The sequence below is a fragment of the Coleofasciculus sp. genome (assembly GCF_046539235.1).
Taxonomy (GTDB): domain Bacteria; phylum Cyanobacteriota; class Cyanobacteriia; order Cyanobacteriales; family Coleofasciculaceae; genus Coleofasciculus.
In genome coordinates this window covers 1-18508 of sequence record NZ_JBKHHI010000090.1, presented here as the reverse complement: position 1 = coordinate 18508, position 18508 = coordinate 1, and the positions used below count along the sequence as shown (strand labels likewise).

14 protein-coding genes and 1 tRNA gene are annotated in these 18508 nt (G+C 43.8%); 10 read left to right on the top strand and 5 right to left on the bottom strand.

Annotated features, from left to right (window positions below):
* Window positions 1-781 precede the first annotated feature (781 nt).
* From ACLFWI_RS10615 to ACLFWI_RS10600, 4 genes are all read left to right on the top strand, one after another.
* On the top strand, window positions 782-1744 hold the full coding sequence (locus ACLFWI_RS10615) for an NF038130 family PEP-CTERM protein (RefSeq protein WP_446412922.1): 963 nt from the start codon (window positions 782-784) through the stop codon (window positions 1742-1744).
* A 447-nt stretch (window positions 1745-2191) separates the two neighbouring features.
* Entirely contained in the window at window positions 2192-3208 is a 1017-nt protein-coding gene (locus ACLFWI_RS10610; protein ID WP_446412921.1) for an NF038130 family PEP-CTERM protein, read from the top strand.
* Between the two features lie 202 nt (window positions 3209-3410).
* Window positions 3411-4175, top strand: coding sequence for a hypothetical protein (locus ACLFWI_RS10605; protein ID WP_446412920.1), 765 nt, complete (start codon window positions 3411-3413; stop codon window positions 4173-4175).
* A 201-nt stretch (window positions 4176-4376) separates the two neighbouring features.
* Window positions 4377-5132: a PEP-CTERM sorting domain-containing protein gene (locus ACLFWI_RS10600; RefSeq protein WP_446412919.1), complete on the top strand. Its 756-nt coding sequence runs from the start codon at window positions 4377-4379 to the stop codon at window positions 5130-5132.
* Between the two features lie 84 nt (window positions 5133-5216).
* Here the strand turns inward: ACLFWI_RS10600 and ACLFWI_RS10595 are convergent, their stop codons facing one another.
* Both ACLFWI_RS10595 and ACLFWI_RS10590 read right to left on the bottom strand, forming a co-directional pair.
* On the bottom strand, window positions 5217-5630 hold the full coding sequence (locus tag ACLFWI_RS10595) for a fasciclin domain-containing protein (RefSeq protein ID WP_446412918.1): 414 nt from the start codon (window positions 5628-5630) through the stop codon (window positions 5217-5219).
* Window positions 5631-5711: 81 nt separating this feature from the next.
* Window positions 5712-6983, bottom strand: coding sequence for a lipid-A-disaccharide synthase-related protein (locus ACLFWI_RS10590; RefSeq protein WP_446412917.1), 1272 nt, complete (start codon window positions 6981-6983; stop codon window positions 5712-5714).
* 112 nt (window positions 6984-7095) lie between these two features.
* Here ACLFWI_RS10590 and ACLFWI_RS10585 point away from each other — a divergent pair, with 112 nt between their 5' ends.
* The 6 genes from ACLFWI_RS10585 (at window position 7096) to coaBC (ending at window position 11213) form a co-directional block, all read left to right on the top strand.
* Window positions 7096-7824: a hypothetical protein gene (locus ACLFWI_RS10585; RefSeq protein WP_446412916.1), complete on the top strand. Its 729-nt coding sequence runs from the start codon at window positions 7096-7098 to the stop codon at window positions 7822-7824.
* A 315-nt stretch (window positions 7825-8139) separates the two neighbouring features.
* The gene (locus ACLFWI_RS10580) at window positions 8140-8601 is read left to right on the top strand and encodes a hypothetical protein (protein WP_446412915.1); all 462 of its coding nucleotides are present in this window, start codon (window positions 8140-8142) and stop codon (window positions 8599-8601) included.
* A gap of 305 nt (window positions 8602-8906) precedes the next feature.
* Window positions 8907-9272 (top strand): DUF1818 family protein, encoded by a 366-nt coding sequence (locus ACLFWI_RS10575; protein ID WP_446412923.1) that lies wholly within the window; start codon window positions 8907-8909, stop codon window positions 9270-9272.
* 248 nt (window positions 9273-9520) lie between these two features.
* Window positions 9521-9594 (top strand) — tRNA-Pro (locus ACLFWI_RS10570).
* A 204-nt stretch (window positions 9595-9798) separates the two neighbouring features.
* Entirely contained in the window at window positions 9799-10011 is a 213-nt protein-coding gene (isiD, locus tag ACLFWI_RS10565; RefSeq protein ID WP_446335130.1) for a protein IsiD, read from the top strand.
* Complete coding sequence (gene coaBC, locus ACLFWI_RS10560) at window positions 10008-11213, top strand: bifunctional phosphopantothenoylcysteine decarboxylase/phosphopantothenate--cysteine ligase CoaBC (RefSeq protein ID WP_446412914.1); 1206 nt, start codon at window positions 10008-10010, stop codon at window positions 11211-11213. The genes isiD and coaBC overlap by 4 nt, the downstream gene beginning before the upstream one ends.
* A gap of 63 nt (window positions 11214-11276) precedes the next feature.
* Here the strand turns inward: coaBC and ACLFWI_RS10555 are convergent, their stop codons facing one another.
* From ACLFWI_RS10555 to ACLFWI_RS10545, 3 genes are read right to left on the bottom strand one after another with little or no spacing between them, the layout of a single operon-like run.
* Window positions 11277-12044 carry a response regulator gene (locus ACLFWI_RS10555; protein ID WP_446412913.1) on the bottom strand — a complete coding sequence of 256 codons (768 nt, stop codon included), beginning with the start codon at window positions 12042-12044 and terminating at the stop codon, window positions 11277-11279.
* 10 nt (window positions 12045-12054) lie between these two features.
* Complete coding sequence (locus ACLFWI_RS10550; protein WP_446412912.1) at window positions 12055-12501, bottom strand: response regulator; 447 nt, start codon at window positions 12499-12501, stop codon at window positions 12055-12057.
* Complete coding sequence (locus ACLFWI_RS10545; protein ID WP_446412911.1) at window positions 12498-18323, bottom strand: protein kinase domain-containing protein; 5826 nt, start codon at window positions 18321-18323, stop codon at window positions 12498-12500. The genes ACLFWI_RS10550 and ACLFWI_RS10545 overlap by 4 nt, the downstream gene beginning before the upstream one ends.
* Window positions 18324-18508 lie beyond the last annotated feature (185 nt).

Below are 18508 nucleotides of genomic sequence, written 5' to 3'. Positions count from 1 at the left end.
ATGAAATAGTACCTGAAATCACCGTATAAATCAAGAGATTCATCGGATTTTTTTTTGATTGGTGAGAAAGCTGATAACTCGCTGGGTTATGACGGCGGTTTATTAAAAGGGTTGTTGATTAATTCAAGCGAACTCTGAATGACATAAACAAATGACATCTAAAATCCGGTTCCCCCCTACAAGAGCTATGCATTACTCACATCTTTCTTAACATTAACTCCAGCGATCGCTCTCGCCTTCTCCCACCCCTATTCCTACATAGCTAATTCTCAATAAAACTTGATTTTTATCAAGAATGCTTTTTGGTGATTTGTCAAGTCTAGTGGAATGAATCAATCTTGAAACCCTTGTGAAACAATGGTTTCAGGTAGTTCAAGAAAGATGCGAGTAAGGGATAGCTTTTTAAGGGGGATGCGAGGGGGATCGACAATGTATCGCATAGCAGAGCAAACTGCTGTATTTCTGCCGCGCTGCACTAGGTTTCCCTAGTCTTCTCAAAATCTTCACAGAATTCTATAGAAGTTTTACACGGGCTTCACCCATTGGCATAGTCGAGCTTTTTATAATACAAGATATCTGAGAGTCGGCTGGGTTTGATCAGCAAGGAGCAAAATGCAACCCAGCAAATCACTAAAATTTCGCTAACTCTTTGAAAGGCTTATTTTGTCTTATCACCGCCTAAATTTCAGTAGGTTAATGGCGAATATATTGCCATGATAAGCGCAATTGTATCACCCTTAAACCTGGCTTTGTAACCACTCAATAACTACGGAAATAAATCATGAAAGGCAATCTGAATAAACTCCTGTTTGGCGCATCAATTATTGCTAGTGTCAGCGCGATCGCCACTGCCCCCGCTTCGGCAACAACGTTTACTCTCTCTGGTGCAGACATTATTAAATATGAAGCGATCGATACGAATAATGATGGCATATTGGATACAACAGTAGCCAATCCCAACGCCGATATCAATGCTCTCCTACAAGGAAATTGCAGTGCTTCCGCCTATAGTCCTGATTACGAATGTAACCCTGGTGAACCCGGTGGAAACCTAGAATTATTCGCCAGCAGCGAACAGCTAAATCTAGATCAATTTTTAGCGCATCAGGACGTTACCAGTTTAGAAGCGACGTTTGATGATGGTAGAAGCATGACGCTGAGTAGTCTCACTGCAGTGGACTGGTTTGGAGAGGACTTGAATACTAACTATGGGGAAAATACATTAGCCAATAGATGGTTTAGTGATGTCCTGGATGCCTATAATATTAACGATAGTTTACTCGGCTTTTTGGGTTACAGCCAAGAGAGTTTATACAACACATTCCTGACTAGAGGTGGATTCCAACGGTTCAGTGACGCGAATATCAGCTACGTCAATAATAATAACGGCACAGTGGATATTGGTTTAGCGGGTCACTATGACGCGACACACATGTTACTCGGCGTCCTCACCTCTGAACAGCAAGGACAACTCAACCTAGCCCAAATTGGAGGGATACTACCACCAGAATTGCAAGCTAGTGAGGTGGTTAAAGTGACCCATAACGGTAGAACAAGTTATGCTTATACTTTCAGTGCGGCTAGATCGACCCTTTCTTCCAACGATGGCACGCGATCGCATACTGGAGTCTACGATCCACAATTTACGCTTGATCCTGTTGATGTACCAGAACCGTCGATTCTACTCGGCTTAATTGGGGTAGGTGGTTTAGTCGTCGCCAAACGCCAGAGCCAAAAATCTTAGGTCAAATGTCGCTGAAATAGGCGTTTGTGACAACTAGAGCAATTCTCAGGGAGCCAACAGGCTCCCTTTGTAGTTTCAAGATCTGATTTTTGTCAGTGAGCATACATACTTCGCTGGAAATATGCCATTTATTTACAAAATGCCACTAAAGTTATACAAATTGCTAGATTAATTTATATATATTTAGTTGTTGAGTGGTTTATAGCACATATAAGAAGAAATGACTACAACTTCATCGAAACTTTATCGCTTTTTCGCGAAACTTCATGTAAGCTTTATAAAGAGATGAGGAAATGTGTGTGCAGGCGACGCCAGCTCAAGGGCTGAAGACATTGCCTGTTAAGGGATGACCAGAGGTTATTAGAGCCAAAAGTGGGTTAGCCAAAGCCTAACCCTGTGTATGTGCTGTTAAGAAGGCTCAACCTATAAAGTCACGGAGATACTACAATGAAAACCAATATCCAGAAACTGCTCGTCGGGGCATCAGTTGCCTTATGTGTCAGTGCGATCGGCACCAATCCTGCATCGGCGGCATCTCTGACTAACCCTCAAGTGACTGGTGAAAAGGGAGTGGACTATTTAATCTACGAACACATCCCCAATCCAGATCCTGAAGCGACGACAGATTTTACAAGGCTCAACAACGATGCAGATTTGGAAACAGTCTTGCAGGGAAGTTGTTCGGTTGGAGGAGCGTTCGTTCCCAGTAACAGTTGTGAAAAGGGTGAACCAGGGGGCAATGTTGAGCTATTCGCTAATAGTGAACGATTATCCCTTGATGAATTCTTGGATTACACCACGGTTACGAGTTTAACGGGAGATCTGGGGGACAACAGCATTACCCTGAGCAGTTTGACGGCAACAGATTGGTTTGGGGAAACCTTGGATACTAGCTATAACTATAATGTCGATAATTTGAATTTGGCGAACGAGTGGTTTGAGGCGGCTTTAACCTCCTATGGTATCACCGATGATTTGCTAAGGACAGCGAACATGTTCATACCTGAAATTCCCAATAGCAAAGCGAGTCTTTTCAACGTATTCCGGGACAATGGCGGATTTCAACGATTCAGCGATCCGAATATTGCCTATGTTGACATGGATGATATAACGGGAGATCTAGAGGTTGGGCTAGCAGGTCACTATAATGCTATAGATCTGATCTTTGATGATCTAACTCCTCCCCAAAAAGCTGCCTTGTCAGGGTTCTTGGGTGACAAACCTGTGCAAGCGGCTGAACTCGTCAAGATTGACTATGAGGGAGAAACTACCTACCATTACAGCTTCAGCGCCGCAGAATCTGGGTTGCTTGAGCAGGGGGATATGATGTCTCATACAGGTATCTACGATCCTGAGCTAACCAGTAATGTGGAAGTACAAGAGGCACCTGAACCCTCCTTTATGCTAGGAAGCCTATTGGCGGCGGGTGGACTGTTTGCCGCCAAGCGCAAGCAGAAAAAATAGTCAGCCGCAAAATAGAACATTTGTATTATAGGAAAAGGAGCTAACTCGCTCCTTTTTTTTGTGCGATCGCCTCCCCACGACTTGACGATCCAAAAACTTCATCAAAACTTTATATAAACTTCACGGTTACTTTACCTGATCAGGGTTATACCTCTCATAGATTAAGAGAGAACTCGTATATCTACAACAGAGAACAATCAATATGAAAGGATTATCCGTGGCGCTGATCGGAGCCGGATTTATGGCTCTCGGAGCAGTTAGTGCAGCTCCCGCTGAGGCAGCTCAAGTGACCCTAGAGACGTGTAAAGACCTTAACCTTAACTGTACACAACTGGATTATAGTGGCACGGTCACCATAGAATCAGATCTGATTGAACGGCTGGAGAGTCAACTAGCCGGTCTTCCGGGTATTGTGTTTGATGGGAATCGAGCTACAGCCACTGTAGAGCAGAGTATCATCGTCGATAATCTCAGTGGTCGGTTACATGACTCAGGTGATACTGAATTAACCATTCCCCTCAGCTACGCCCAAGACTATTCGGATACCATTTTTTCTGGTTTGTTTTCCGGATTTTCCCAATTTATTTCTCTCAATTCTATTAACATTGACGGACAAGTTTTGGATGTTCAGGAAAACCCACTGTCAATTTTTCGTATCTTTGACGAGGATGATGAAGTTATTATCAATGGTTATGCCTTTGATCCTATTAAACCCTGTCTGGATGGTACATGTCTGATCACGGGTGAAGGTTCCATTACTACGGATGTTAACCCAGCTTTTTTATATCCTAGTTTACCTGTACAAGGATCAGCATCGGTTATTACTGGTGTGAATTTTAATCTGACCCAAACGGCAAAACCTCTTTCTTCAACAGACACTCCATCGGCTCCAGAACCCTCATTTTTATTAGCCAGTTTATTTGCTGGGGGCGGTTTATTGAACGCCAAACGCAAGCAGAAAAAATAGTAGTAAATCTTTCAGCATAGAAATACTTTTGCATTGATGGGAGCTAGCTGGCTCTTTTTTTTTACTCATATTAACACCGACTCAACCCGCCAGAATATTCATCAACACTTTACATAAATTCATAGTTACTTTACCTAAATAAATTGTTACATCTCATAGATTAAGAAGGAACAGGTAGATGTAATCAGGAGATAAATCGACATGAATAAGTTATCCATGGCAATTGCTGGAGCTGGAGTTATGGCTATCGGCTTAGTCGGTATGGCTCCGGCTGAAGCGGCTGATATGACCAGACTCGATTATTCGGGATCTGCTACTGTGTCTTCACCATTGTTATTCTTAGATGGAGGAACTACCGTAGACTTGCCAGTGGATGCGAGTACCGTTGTCGATAATTTCAGTGGTAGGCTAGCTGACACAGGTGATACTGAATTAACGATTCCTTTCCTCAGTTATTTAGAAGAGTATTTGCCTGAATTTTTCAGTGATCGAGTTTCTCTTAGTGCTTTTGAAGGGAGCGGTTCTATTTTTAGCGATGCAGCTAAAACCAATGAACTTTCTGAATTCGAGTGGTCTTACAACTCTGTTGAGGATATTGTTACTGTAGATGGTTACGATTTCAACAATATTGAAACCTGTTTAGTTGGTACATGTTATCTAACGGGTAACGGTGAAGTGTCCGCTACTTTGGCAACACTATTCAATCCCACTGTTAATGCTGAACTGAGGTTTGATCTGAGCCAAACAGCTACACCTGTGTCCTATAACATACCAGTAGAACCGGGTGTTCAAGTTACAATCCCGCCAACACTGGACATGGCATCTGTACCAGAACCTGTATCCTCGTTAGCCGTCAATTCTGAAACCGAATCTGTACCGGAACCTGCCACATTGTTCGGGTTATTTGGCTGGGCTGGTTTCTTCGCCGCCAAACGCAAACGAGCGAAAGTGAGTTAGATTACGCGATATTGCTGTTCTGGGAGTCGCTTGACTCCCTTTGACTTGTGAGGGTTTGATTGTCACAAGTGAATGGTCAAAAAATTAACTGGACATCATTGCTGGCATCAAGATTGAGTCAATTACATGAATAACACCGTTATCCGCCAGGATATCAGGCTTGACAATAATCGCTTGATTCACTTTATAACCACTGGACGTATCGATCGCTAATACTGAGCCTTCCAGGGTTGGCACTTCTTTTAACTCTACCAGGTTATCGCTTCTGACATCTCCGGAGACAACATGATAGGTAAGAATTTTCTGGAGTTTGGGGATATCCTGCAAGAGTGTATCTAAGGTTCCCTCTGGCAGTTTCGCAAATGCCTCATCGACAGGGGCAAAAACAGTGTAGGGACCAGGACTTTTGAGAGTATCGACTAAATTGGCAGCCTCAACCGCCTTGACTAGGGTGTTGAATGAACCAGCGTTGATGGCAGTCTCGACGAGATTGGGCATGAGTTTTATTGTGTTTTTATTGAATCTCCTGTTTAGGAATACAATAGTTTGGTTCAAACTAACATCTTTCAAAGGTTAGAATTATTTCTCAAACCGTTCCATCAAACAATCGGCAATGCGCCGCGCTGCACCCGATTGACCCATACGACGGCGTCCATTTTCAGCAATCAGTTGCAAGCGATCCGGATCTCGTAACAACTGCTGGAGGACTTGGGCGACTTGATCGGGATGTTCGACTAAAATTAAGGATGGTCCTAATAGTCGCGTTTGCGCTTCGGCAAAAGTAGGGGTGTATTGAGGACCCATTCCCGGAATCGCGATCGCAGGTTTTCCTAATCCGACAAATTGTTCGGTTGCGGTTCCCGCCATGGCAATGCAGCAGTCGGCTTTGAGCAGACAAAGGTTATAGTCGTCTTGGGTTAATATCAAAGTGCCATTCTTTTGGGTAAACGCGATCGCACTCGGGTCAGTTAACGTCAGATTCACGTCGATGGCTTCCAGAGGCTGCTGACGCCATCCATACCCTATCAACGTTTCCTGTAAGGGTTCAAGACTTAAAGCGGATGCGATCGCGCCGAGAAACACCACTGATCGTTGCTTATAAGCATCCAGTAGCCCATTTGCGGCTAGGGCGATTTTCTGCCAATTCTGGTAGGCTTCTGGCATTCTCGAACCAGGTAATAATGCAACAATCAAAGGACGCTGCATTTCTTTTTGTTCAGCATCGGGTTCATAGAATATCGGTTCTGGCTGTTCCGGTTCAATCCCATCCATCATCGGGTTCCCCAAATCCAATGCCGGAATTGACCATTTTTGCAAAATTTCTGTTGTCAGTTTATCTCTAGGAAACACCGCCTTGCATCGCTTGCGACTCATCAACCAACGTTCCCACGGCAAATACACCGAACCAGACCATCCTTCGCGACGCTGACGATTCGGTAACCATCCCGCTTCATCCCGCAGATAATACTCCGATTTAGCCGTTCCCACAAAGGCGTAGGGGGCGCCACTCAACCACGCAAACAACAGCGGGACAATATCTCCCACCGCTAAAATAACCCCACCGCGTTTCGCCCAACGGCGAACCGCTTTCAATTGCGCCCATGTCAATTTCAACAAACCACTCTGCACATCCCGCAGCAGATGACGCCCTTCCATATAGATAAAACCACCAGAGGGCATGGTTTGCACAGGTCCGACAATCGGAACATCCAATTGCCGATAGGCTGCACCTTCACCCACTAACGGTAATGCGGCTAATTCGGGCGCATCTGGGCTAGCGTTGAGTTCCTGTAAAATTCGGACAGCAATAACATCTTCTCCGTGACCGTTGCTGATGCACAGCAGTTGCATAGTTGATATTGGGTGCTAAATGCTAACTATAAATCTACCTTAAAAAACAGGGAACAGGGAATAGTTTTTAATGATTGAGCATTTTGATCGGGAAAATAATTCTTCTTGTTTCATGAAAAACCTAACCAAGCCGGAAAACCCCCGGAAAGTCATTATCTTCGATACCACGATGGGAGATGGAGAACTCACACCTGGAGTAAAAATGAACGTTCAGCAGAAAATTAGGCTAGCTAAATTGCTTGAAACTATAGGTTTAGATGTAATTGAAGTCGGGTATCCGGGACAGGATAACAAGGATTTCGATGAAATAGTTACTATTGCTAAACAGATAAAAAAATCAATAATTTGTGGATTAGCCAGTTTTAAACGAGAGGAAATCTCTATCTGTAGGGTGCGTTACGCTACGCTAACGCACCATTGCCAAGCTGATTTGCGATCAGCAGTTCGTCATATTTATGGAAATCGTCAAACCCTCAGGGATTTCCCAGCCGAGTTTGAGCAGATTTCACCCCAAGTGGTTCTGGATGCGATCGCCTATACTGAACAGGATGCCAGAACATTTGCGATCGCACTGGCGATTATCGATGACCGAGCCACTGGTCAGGTTTACAATATAGCAGAGGCAGAATTTCCGACGGAAACAGAACGGATTCGACGTATTGGACAAGTGGCTGGATGGAAGGGTGAAGTCGTAATTGCGTCGCCATCCCTGATGCCAGATAGTTGGAGTTTGCCCTACAATTTAGAACAGTATTGGGTGGTCGATTCTACCCGCATCCGCCAGGAATTGGGTTATGTTGAACCCGTCCTCTTAGCAGAAGCACTCTCAGCGTACCATTGAGTGGGAACGAATTCACTCGTCTGAAACCGTTTCCAAGGGCAGCAGCACCAGAATTGCTGGACTATGATACTGAGGATGCAATCCTAGCTCAATTGGCAGCGATTAGGAGTTTGTCGGATAAGTACAACGGCGATTGCGTTAAAACAGGAGTAAACCCCTGCCCTAGTGACAATGAACCAGCCCAACAATCTCGGTCTGGAGAGTTCCAATCATTTTTTGATAGTGAATCATTCGCCTAAATTATCTCCGGAGTCGGACAAACTAAGCAAAGAGACATCAGGTTCAGGTGTTCCACCCGAACCATCCAAATCATCAATGACATCGGCTTTAGGTATCCCATCCGAAAAGTCAAAATTATCAATGACTGAAAAATGTGGGTTAAATAATCAGTTATCAATTGTTGATCCGCGTCGTCGGAATGGTTTAATTATCTATAAACGTTATCACGCCGAGTTTGCTGGACCTGGTGCCGCCGTCGGTGGAATATTTGATCATGATTGTCGGCAAGTGATACCTGTGGGGGATATGAAGTTGCTCACTCCCGAATCAGCCGATGAGCGAAAACGTGCTTGTTTAATTCGCCGCCAGTGGGCGCAACTGACGATACAAATAACCAATCATCCCACATCAGCCAAACGTGCCCAGAAGATTCTGAGTCAGTTTGAGGGCTTTTTTGATGCCGAAACAATTGCCAAAATACCCGACGAAGCCTTTGCCCTATTGGTGGGTGTATTTCCTTATACAATTCAGATGATTCGAGATTCGCCAAGGAACTAAGTAGGGTCTGCTGAATAAGTGTTGTGGTGGGGAGAGGGAATAGGGAACACCTCGACCCTTCGACAAGCTCAGGGCATCGCTTACCTCGACCCTTCGACAAGCTCAGGGCATCGCTTACTTCGACTTCGCTCAGTAACACGCTCGGTAACACGCTCGGTGTGTCTTATGCAATGGTTTCAACCCTCTGTCGAGGGAAAATTCGGCGCTGACGGCGCAAGTCCCTTAATAATGCTCCAGAGGAGGATATTGCGTTTTGTGAATATTGGACTCCCTGACCAATGACCAATGACCAATGACCAATGACCATGGAACGAATTGTCAAAACTGGATCAGGTTGGCGTCTAGGTTGGAATCCTCAGGCAACTCATTATCAGGGGTTAGTGGGTACCGAGGAGTGGGCAATTGAGCTGACTCAGGCGGAGTTAGACGATTTTTGTCGATTGTTAGCACAGCTTGCTCAAGCCATTGAAAACATCGCTGATGAGTTGGTCGATGAGGAGAAAATCACCTGTGAAGCCGAAAGTGACTTGCTCTGGATGGAAGTGGAAGGTTATCCGTCTGCCTATACACTACGCTTTATTTTGAACCAGGAACGTCGGTGTGAGGGGAGTTGGCAAGCCGCAGCCGTTCCCGGTTTGCTGCAAGCTGCTCAGTCTATACAAGTCTTTTGAGAAGGTTCCAGAGGGGGCTATGAATGGAAGAGATACCTGAGGTGTGTGTAGGGGCGACCCGCTTGCATCAATGATCAACTCGAATCCACTCCATGGGATTGGATCGCCCTTTCCTCTGAGAGCCTGTTGGGTTGAGCGAAGCCGAAACCCAATCTACAGGATTTTGTGTTCTGACACCCTTGTGTGAGAACGTGTTTCTGGAAAGTTGTTAAAATGATGAATCTTATGATAATCTAGGAAAGGTTTCACGGGGCGTAGCGCAGCTTGGTAGCGCACCACTTTGGGGTAGTGGGGGTCGTGGGTTCAAATCCCGCCGCTCCGATCGCAAGACCAAGATTGACCCTAGAGATTTTGATGTCTCTAGGGCTAATTCTTAGGTTAGGGATTCATGATTCAATCCGAAAAACCTTACAAAGCCTTCACAAAAAAAATCCCCAGTTCTGTTGTGGAATGGCGATAATAGAAACGCGGCGGTAATAGTGCTCTCCGCAGTGTACATTAATCCGATTCAAGAGAGGCGTGAGCAATGGCAACGTTAACCATGTCCCAGCGTGATTTGTCGGCTTTCACGGAACAGGATGTTACTGAATTAGCTGGACGTTTAGAACGAGACGATTACGACAATGCGTTTGCGGGACTAGATGACTGGCATTTGCTGCGGGCGCTAGCCTTCCAACGTCCAGAGTTAGCAGAACCCTACCTCTACTTGCTAGACCTAGAAGCCTATGATGAAGCGTGAATGAGTCGAGGCGAGTATTGATAGGTATAGGCGGTGGTATCGCCGCCTATAAAGTTTGCCAGGTCATTTCTACTCTGTTTCAGGCTCAGGTGCAAGTTCGGGTTATTCTCACCCAAGCGGCTGAAGAGTTTATCACACCCCTGACAATCTCCACCCTATCGCGCCATCAGGCTTATACCGATCGCCTATTTTGGCAACCGATTCACGATCGCCCCGTTCATATCGAGTTGGGCGAATGGGCTGATTTATTCGTGATTGCCCCGCTTACCGCCAACACATTGGGCAAATTAGCTCACGGTTTAGCGGATAATTTATTAACCAATACTGTTCTCGCCTCCCATTGTCCAATACTCCTTGCCCCAGCGATGAACACGGATATGTGGGAACAGCAGGCAGTACAACGAAATTGGCAAAACCTATTGAGCGATTCCAGGTATCATACCGTGGGACCTAGTGCCGGACGATTGGCGTGCGATCGCGTGGGTGCAGGGCGCTTGGCAGAACCCTCCGAGATTCTTACTGCTATTTATTCAGTGTTATACACAGGTGGTAAGCGGGATTTAGTCGGCAAACAGGTATTAATTAGTACCGGTGGCACCAGAGAACATTTAGACCCTGTACGCTTTATTGGCAACCCTTCTACAGGTAAAATGGGACTGGCATTGGCACAAGCCGCCAAGCATCGCGGCGCACGAGTAGTATTAGTCCATGCACCCCTAACTGAACCCATTCCCCCCGATATTCAGGCAATTTCAGTCGTCAGCGCTGCTGAAATGCGTCAGGTCATGTTATCTTATTTCCCCGAAGCCGATCTGGTAATCATGGCAGCCGCCGTCGCCGATGTCAAACCTGCTGATTATACTTCAGAGAAATTACCCAAAGCCCAGCTTCCCACTGCCTTAGCTTTAGAACCTGTACCCGATATTTTGGCCGAGTTAGGACAGCGCAAACAAGCCCATCAACAGTTAATCGGGTTTGCAGCACAAACTGGCAATATTGTCAAGCCTGCGTTAGAAAAATTAAACGCCAAGAATTTAGACGCGATCGCCGCCAATCCCATTGACCAGCCGAATGTTGGATTTGCCAGCGACACCAATCAAGCCATTTTCATCGATAAACAGGGACGCCAGGAGTCGGTTCAACCGTGCAGCAAACTTGAACTCGCCCACGCCTTGCTTAATTTTATTAGCTCGTGTTTGTAGTTGGCACTTTAGTGCCTCAAAATGCTTAATTTCCCAGCACTAAAGTGCTGACTACGAACAGCCTTATTCATGAATATCTCGTCCTTCAGCAATAAGTAAAATAACCCTTCCCTCCTCATCTTTTAACGGTTTAAGGGAAAAATCTATAGGAATCATCACACGTTCCGGTTTCCGAAACTGAACGTCCTGTCGCACCAAATCACCATTAGCCGCCTTTTTAATCGCCGTTTTCAACCACTCCTGTATAGATGGGCAGTGATTCCAACACTCCAGTTTCCATACAGGTAAACCTAACAAATCATCTAATTTATAGCCACTCGCATTTAATGCCGTTTCATTGATATCCACGATAATTCCTTCTGGAGTCAGCAACATCATGGATTGAAAGGTTTGATTGAAAATTCCCCGGAAACGTCGTTCACTGTCCTGGAGTTTTTGGATAATTTGCCCCCGTTCAATCGCATAGCGAATCGTTTTCACTAATAGGGGAATCGTAATATCATCCTTAAGTAAATAATCTTGCGCCCCATGGGCCATTGCCCCCAATGCTAATTCTTCATCGTTAGCGCCCGTTAACACAACAATGGGCAGATAGGGAATCGCCTCTCGGAATTCAGTAACGGTTTCTAAGCCATCAGCATCAGGAAGATTTAGGTCTAACAAAACCACATCAATGGAGAGATTCGCACAACTTTCAATCGCATCAGCGAGTCGTTCAACATGATGGAGTTGCCATTCTTTTGGGTCTAAACGTGAAAATCGATGACGCTGCAAGCGAGCATCACTAGGGCTATCCTCCACTAATAGAACATGAATTAGGTGTTTGTCCATAGGACTGGTATCACTCCGAGGGCAATTGAACCGCCGCTAACCAAAATTCTTCCAATAGTTGAACCATTCGCATAAACTGTTGAATATCGATAGGTTTGGTAATATAGCAGTTGGCATAACGTTCATAAGACTTGAGTATATCCTCTTCATCTTCTGAAGTTGTGAGAACGATCACTGGAATCCGTTTGAGCGTGGGGTGTGATTTGACCGAGGTTAATACTTCTTGACCATCCATTCCCGGTAAATTCAGATCCAACACAATCAAATCCGGACGGGGTGTGTTCGTATAATCCCCATGCTGGAGTAAGTAGTCTAGGGCTGTTTCCCCATCTTCCACCCAATGCAAGTTGTTGGCAATTTTAGCTTGCTTAAAGCTGATCTGGATCAAATTCGCGTCACTGGGGGAATCTTCAATCAGTAAAATTTCAATGGGTCTAAATCTATAATGGCTGCTCATAGCGAGGATATCAAACAGGGAAGGGTGAAGAAAAATGTGCTACCAACTCCAGGTTGAGATTCCACCCAAATCCGTCCACCGTGGCGTTCGACAATTTTCTTACAAACGGCTAAACCGATACCCGTACCCGAAAACTCGCGCCGGGTATGGAGACGTTTGAAGATGACAAAGATACGGTCGAGGTATTTGGGTTTAATCCCAATTCCATTATCCTTTACCTGAAACAGCCATGCGTTCTCTCTTAATTGTGCCTCAATCTGGATGTGAGGTGGGCGATCGCGGCAAAATTTGATCGCGTTTCCGATCAGATTTTGAAACAGTTGCACCAGTTGAGTCGGATCAGCCTCAACCGTGGGGAGGGAATCGTAGGTAATCGTGGCTTGGCTTTCTGCGATCGCGATCTGTAAATTCTCAGTCACCTGACGTATGATGGCATTACAATCGGTCGGTTTCCCCTCTGGTGGACGAGTCCCCAGACGAGAATACATCAGCAAGGCTTGAATTAACTGGCGCATTCTGGTTGCACCATCAATGATAAACGCCATATAGTCTTGGGCGGATTCATCAAGTTGATCGAGGTAGTCTTGTTGTAAAAGTTGGGTATAACTTGCCACAGCGCGTAAGGGTTCTTGTAAATCGTGGGAAGCAATATAGGCAAATTGTTCTAATTCTTGATTAGAACTTTGCAATTCCTGGGTCAGTTCTTTAAGTTTTGTTTCCGCCTCGCGACGTTCAGCAATTTCCGCTTGTAAGACGTTATTCATGGCGCTTAAGGCTTGGGTGCGTTCTTCGACTCGCCGTTCTAATTCTGCTCGTGCATTTTGTAAGATATGTTCTGCTTGTTTTTGCAGGGTGATATCTTGAGACATTACCATCCCAGCAAAAATTTCACCCCGCTCATTTTTCACCGGAAGCGTATACACTTGATGGGTGCGATCGGCAAATTTCATTTCCGATACCTTGGTTTCTCCGGCTAAGGCTGACTGATACAGGGGTTCGATTATTTGACAAACATCGGGTGATAAGACCTCTGTAATAGTTTTTCCTTTTAACTGTTCAGGATCAAAGCCGCCAGCCCTTACCCCCTCCCCTTCTGCTAACAAGAAGCGTAACTCTCGATCAAATAATAAAACACTGCCATTAGGAAAGTTTTGCGTCAGGGTTCGATAAAGTCCCTCACTTTTACGTAAAGCTGCTTCTGTGCGTTTGCGTTCGGCAATTTCCGCCTGTAAGGAATGATTAAGTTCCGCTTGTTTTTGCCACAGACGAGCATTTTTAATCGAAATCGCGGCTTGGGTTGATATTAGATTTAATAGTTCAACTCGTTCTGGTGTAAATGCCGCGATCGCTAAATTATTTTCTAGATAAAACAGTCCAATCAATTGTCCTTGATTTAGCAGGGGCGCACAGACGATAGATTTGGGTTGATTTTGCTGAATATAGGCATCGGTAATAAATCTATCCTCAGACGTGGCATCGTTTAAGACTAAAATTTCTTGCGTCCGGCTGACATAATGAATAATCGCGATGGGAATATCTTGGCTGGTTTCTAAGGGAATCGATTGCAAGACAGCAATACTATCTAAATCCCCCCGACACGTTGCTTCAATTCGTAACTCTCCTTGCCAATCCAATAGTAAAACGCCTTGTGTCGCCCCAGCATTTTCGATTAAAATCTTCATTAAGCTAATCAGCAACTTATCGAGGGCAATTTCACTGGAAAGCACTTGGAATGTTTTAATAATAGTGGTCAAGTCTAGCACAGCGGCAAGATAACTCCCCGAAACTGAGTCCGTATGTGAATTAGTAAGTGTATCTTTGATCTTAACCGAGGTTAAGGCGTCGGTAAATAAGCCAGGATAAGTCTTCTCTAAATCTTCAACCTTTTGCTTGGCACCCCAATGTTGATAGCCATAGCCTGCTTTTTGCATGTAGAGTTGAGCAAACTTTACCTTACCTTTACTCAACCAAAACTTGGCGGCTAGTTCATTTGCTAAAGCCTCATGGTGAATAAATCCATTGGTTTTGGCTAAATCAATGGCTTGATCATAGAAATCCATTGCTTTTTCCGTTTGACCAGAAATCCGTGCCATTTCTGCATTAATTAATACATATTTATGCCGAAAGTTTTCTGGACAATTGTCTGCCCAACCTTTCATCTGAGCTTGATTAACAATCAATGTTTGCCAATAATCAGCTTGCTGACTATCTGAAGCATTAGGATAGAGTGCGATTAGAATCAAGGACATATAAAAATTATGTTCAGCTTGGGTTAATAAACCATGAATAAAGGGCAGGTATTTTTCGGCTGGTTTAATACAATTAAGTGCTGCTTCGGGTTGGTTGTAGAGATAAAGAACCCAGGCTTTAATACTGTAAAATGTACAAAGACCACCAAATGTTTGATGAGTATGGCAGGTGGCTAAATAATTAGCTTCACTCATCTCATCAGTATCAAAGACATCTTTAGCTTCCGTTCGTCCACATAAATTCCAAATAGGCAGTTTACAGGCTAAAATCATGTCTGTTACCCATTGGTTTTGAGTTTTGCGGCTAAAGTGCAAAAATGTATCAGCTTGGGTAAGGACATCGGTTAAGCTTGAGCCTTGATTGAAGGCATTATAAAATTGATTGTTTAAAATATAGCCAACATATTGAAAATCCCCAGCTTCCATTCCCGCCTGATAAGCTTCATGATTAATCGACTCGGCATATTGAATCGGCTTGACCCAAGAATTCAAAAATGTCGCCAAGAAATGATGGGTTCGACTGATATAAATCGGATGATTAAAAGTTTCACTCAGTTGACAAGCCAGTAAACCAAAGGCATACCCAGACTGATAATCTCCCCAAAGCGAACCCAGGAGTAATCCATAATTAGAATAGCCTTTAGCTGATTCAGGAGCATTGCCATATTGTAGGGATAAATTAACGAGTTTTACCGTAACCCATGCATAACTATCTTGATCAAAGAAATACGTGGGCGGATCGAGACTTAATAGTAAATTAACTGCCGCTTTTGTCACCCTGTCGGTCATGTATGGTAAATCAATTAAACTGGCAATGTGCCGAGTTCCTAAATTTCGTTTTAAGTCAGATAATTCACGATTTAAGCTGCTTTTTACATTAGTGTCTGGAAAATCGATACCGATTTTTTTGAGGGCTTGGCGTCCGACTTGAATGGCTTCTTCATAGTTAGCTAGCATAGTATGCTGAACAATGAGCAGGTTATACAGTTCAGCCTGTTCCACAACGGATTTAGCTTGAATTAAACTCTGATAAATTAAATGCTGTGACGATTCAAAGTTGCCATTCAGATATTCAACTTCAGCGAGTTCTTTATAAAGTTTTAAGGTTAATAAATACTGGTCAGTCCAGCTTTTTTTACTTAAGGTTAATAGTCCGTAGGTTAGGTAATCTCTAGCGGCGGTATAAGCCGTTGCTGACTTCGCTTTTTTGGCAGCCGCTAAGTTTAACCTAGTTAATTCAAGTCGTTCGTGAGTAGTGGTAATAGCGTAACCTTTCCAATTGAGATGATCAACAATATCAAAAATTCGCTCATATTTTTGATAGGGGGATAGCTGGGCAAGCAACAGCCTACCAATGCGCCAGTGAACGGTTTCTTTTGTTGCTTTGTCCATTAATGCATCGACCGCTTGTTGGACGCGATCGTGGGAAAATTTATAATATTGAATTAAATGAAAATATTTTTGGAAATTTTTTGCCTGGGGTTCAATTAATCCTAACTGAATTGCTGGAGATAAATCATCCCAGGTTTCATTCGGGATTTTATCATAAATTTTGGCAAGTAAATCGAGTTGAAAATGATTTCCGATGCAAGCGGCTAAACTTAAAACATGTTGAGTGCTTTCCGGAAGTTTTTTGAACTTGCCAATCATCAACTCCACCACGTTATCTGTAATCGCAGTTTCTTCAATCCGGTCGATATCCCAAGTCCACTGACCTGAACCTTCGTTGGTAGAAGAACTAAAGAAAATTAGATTTTCCTGGGCGAGGGTTTTGATAAATTCTTTGATGAAAAAAGGATTTCCTGCGGTTTTACGCACTATGAGTTCGGCTAAATCAGTAACAGCTTTAGCATCTCTGTGTAAGGTTTCGGAAATTAACTCAATAACCTGTTCCCGGTTGAGGGGGTTTAAGATAATTTGGTTAAGAATAACGCCAAGACTACAAATTTTATCGAAGCTAACCATTAAAGAATGATTCGGCTCAACTGCATTGTCTCGATAGGCACCAATGAGGAATAGATAGTGGATTGGGTCATCTGTCAAAATGAATTCCAGCAACTTTAGGGTAGCCGCATCAGCCCATTGTAAGTCATCTAAAAAAATGACTAAAGGATGTTCAGGTTGACAGAAAACCCGCAGAAAGGCTTGAAATACTAAATGGAAGCGATTTTGGGATTCCGCTAATCCCAATTTAGGCACTTCTGGCTGAGTACCAATAATCAGTTCAACTTCTGGAATGACCTGGATAATAATCTGTCCATTGCGACCCAAGGCTTTCAGTAATCTTTTTTCCCATTGTCTAAGTTTTGCTTCACTTTCAGTTAAAATTGTTCGGATTAATTGAGAGAAGGCATGAACCAAAGCTGAATAAGGAATATTGCGTTGAAATTGATCAAATTTTCCAGTAATAAAATAACTGTTTTTCTGGATAATAGATGGACGAATTTGCTGGATTAGGGCGGATTTGCCAACCCCAGCATCACCCGTAACCAGAATTATTTCACTCAACCCTTTTTGGGTATTCTTTGCCCCCTGCCCCTTTGGGTAACAGACGAGGCGAAAAAAAGCGGCGAGGAGTGCTTTAATTTCGCGTTCTCGACCATAAATTCTTGAGGGAATTTGCAATATTTTTCCCCGATCCTGACATCCCAGAGGGAATTCTTGAATTTTGTCAGTTGTTTTTAATTGGTCTAAACAATACTCTAAATCTGTCTTGAGTCCTACAGCACTTTGGTATCGCTTTTGCGGTGTTTTTTCCAATAGTTTCATGACAATATTAGAAATGGCTTGAGGACAAACTTGGTTTAGCGTTAATTCCTCCTCGTCTCCAGCTTCTCCAGCGCCCTGATCCTTTTCCTCGACAATATTTGACTGCAACGCTACATGAGGGGGGAGAGGCTGTTGAGCCAGATGGCAATAAATCAACTCCATGGGTTCATCTTTATCGAAAGGGAGATGATGGGTTAATAGTTCATAAAGAGTGACACCTAAGGAATAAAAATCAGTGCGGTAATCTAGAGGACAATCCATCCGTCCAGTTTGCTCTGGTGATAAATAGGCTAATGTTCCCTCTACAATAGAAGATTGTTCTGGCTGATAGTTTTCTCTGGATAAGCGAACCGCGATACCAAAATCAATAATTTTGATTTGTCCCGTCGTGGGATTGAAAATGATATTCGATGGATTAATATCTTTATGAATTATATTAACGGCGTGGATTTGACCTAAGCCTTCTGTAATCTTAATCGCAATGTTCAGAATATCTGACAGTGAAAAGTCTATTTTATTGAGTAATACGTTTAATGATTCTCCACCAATGTCTTCAAATATGATCACCAAGGTATTCTGATAAGCGAGTAAATCGTAGGCGTGAATGACACCCGCCAGTTGCCAATTATGAGTAATTTCGTATTCAGTTTTATAGCGGCTAAGTTCTTCAGACGTAGGATAGTCGGGTTGGAGAAGTTTCAAAATAACAGGTTGAGTATCGACCTGTCGGATTCCCCGATAGACTATAGAATTAGAGCTTTCGTAGATTTTGGCGAGAATCTGGTAACCTGGAAGGATAATCACGGTGGGATTTCCCTATTAATGCGCTGTTCCCGACGTAGGAATGGTACGTCTATCTAAAAACGGTAGCATTTTGAGGCGAAACTGTCTCTTGTCTAACGGATTACCACCGAAACGTTGATTTAGTAGGGGTTTGGTTACCAAACCCCCTACACCGTTGGTTACCAAACCCCCTACACCGTTGGTTA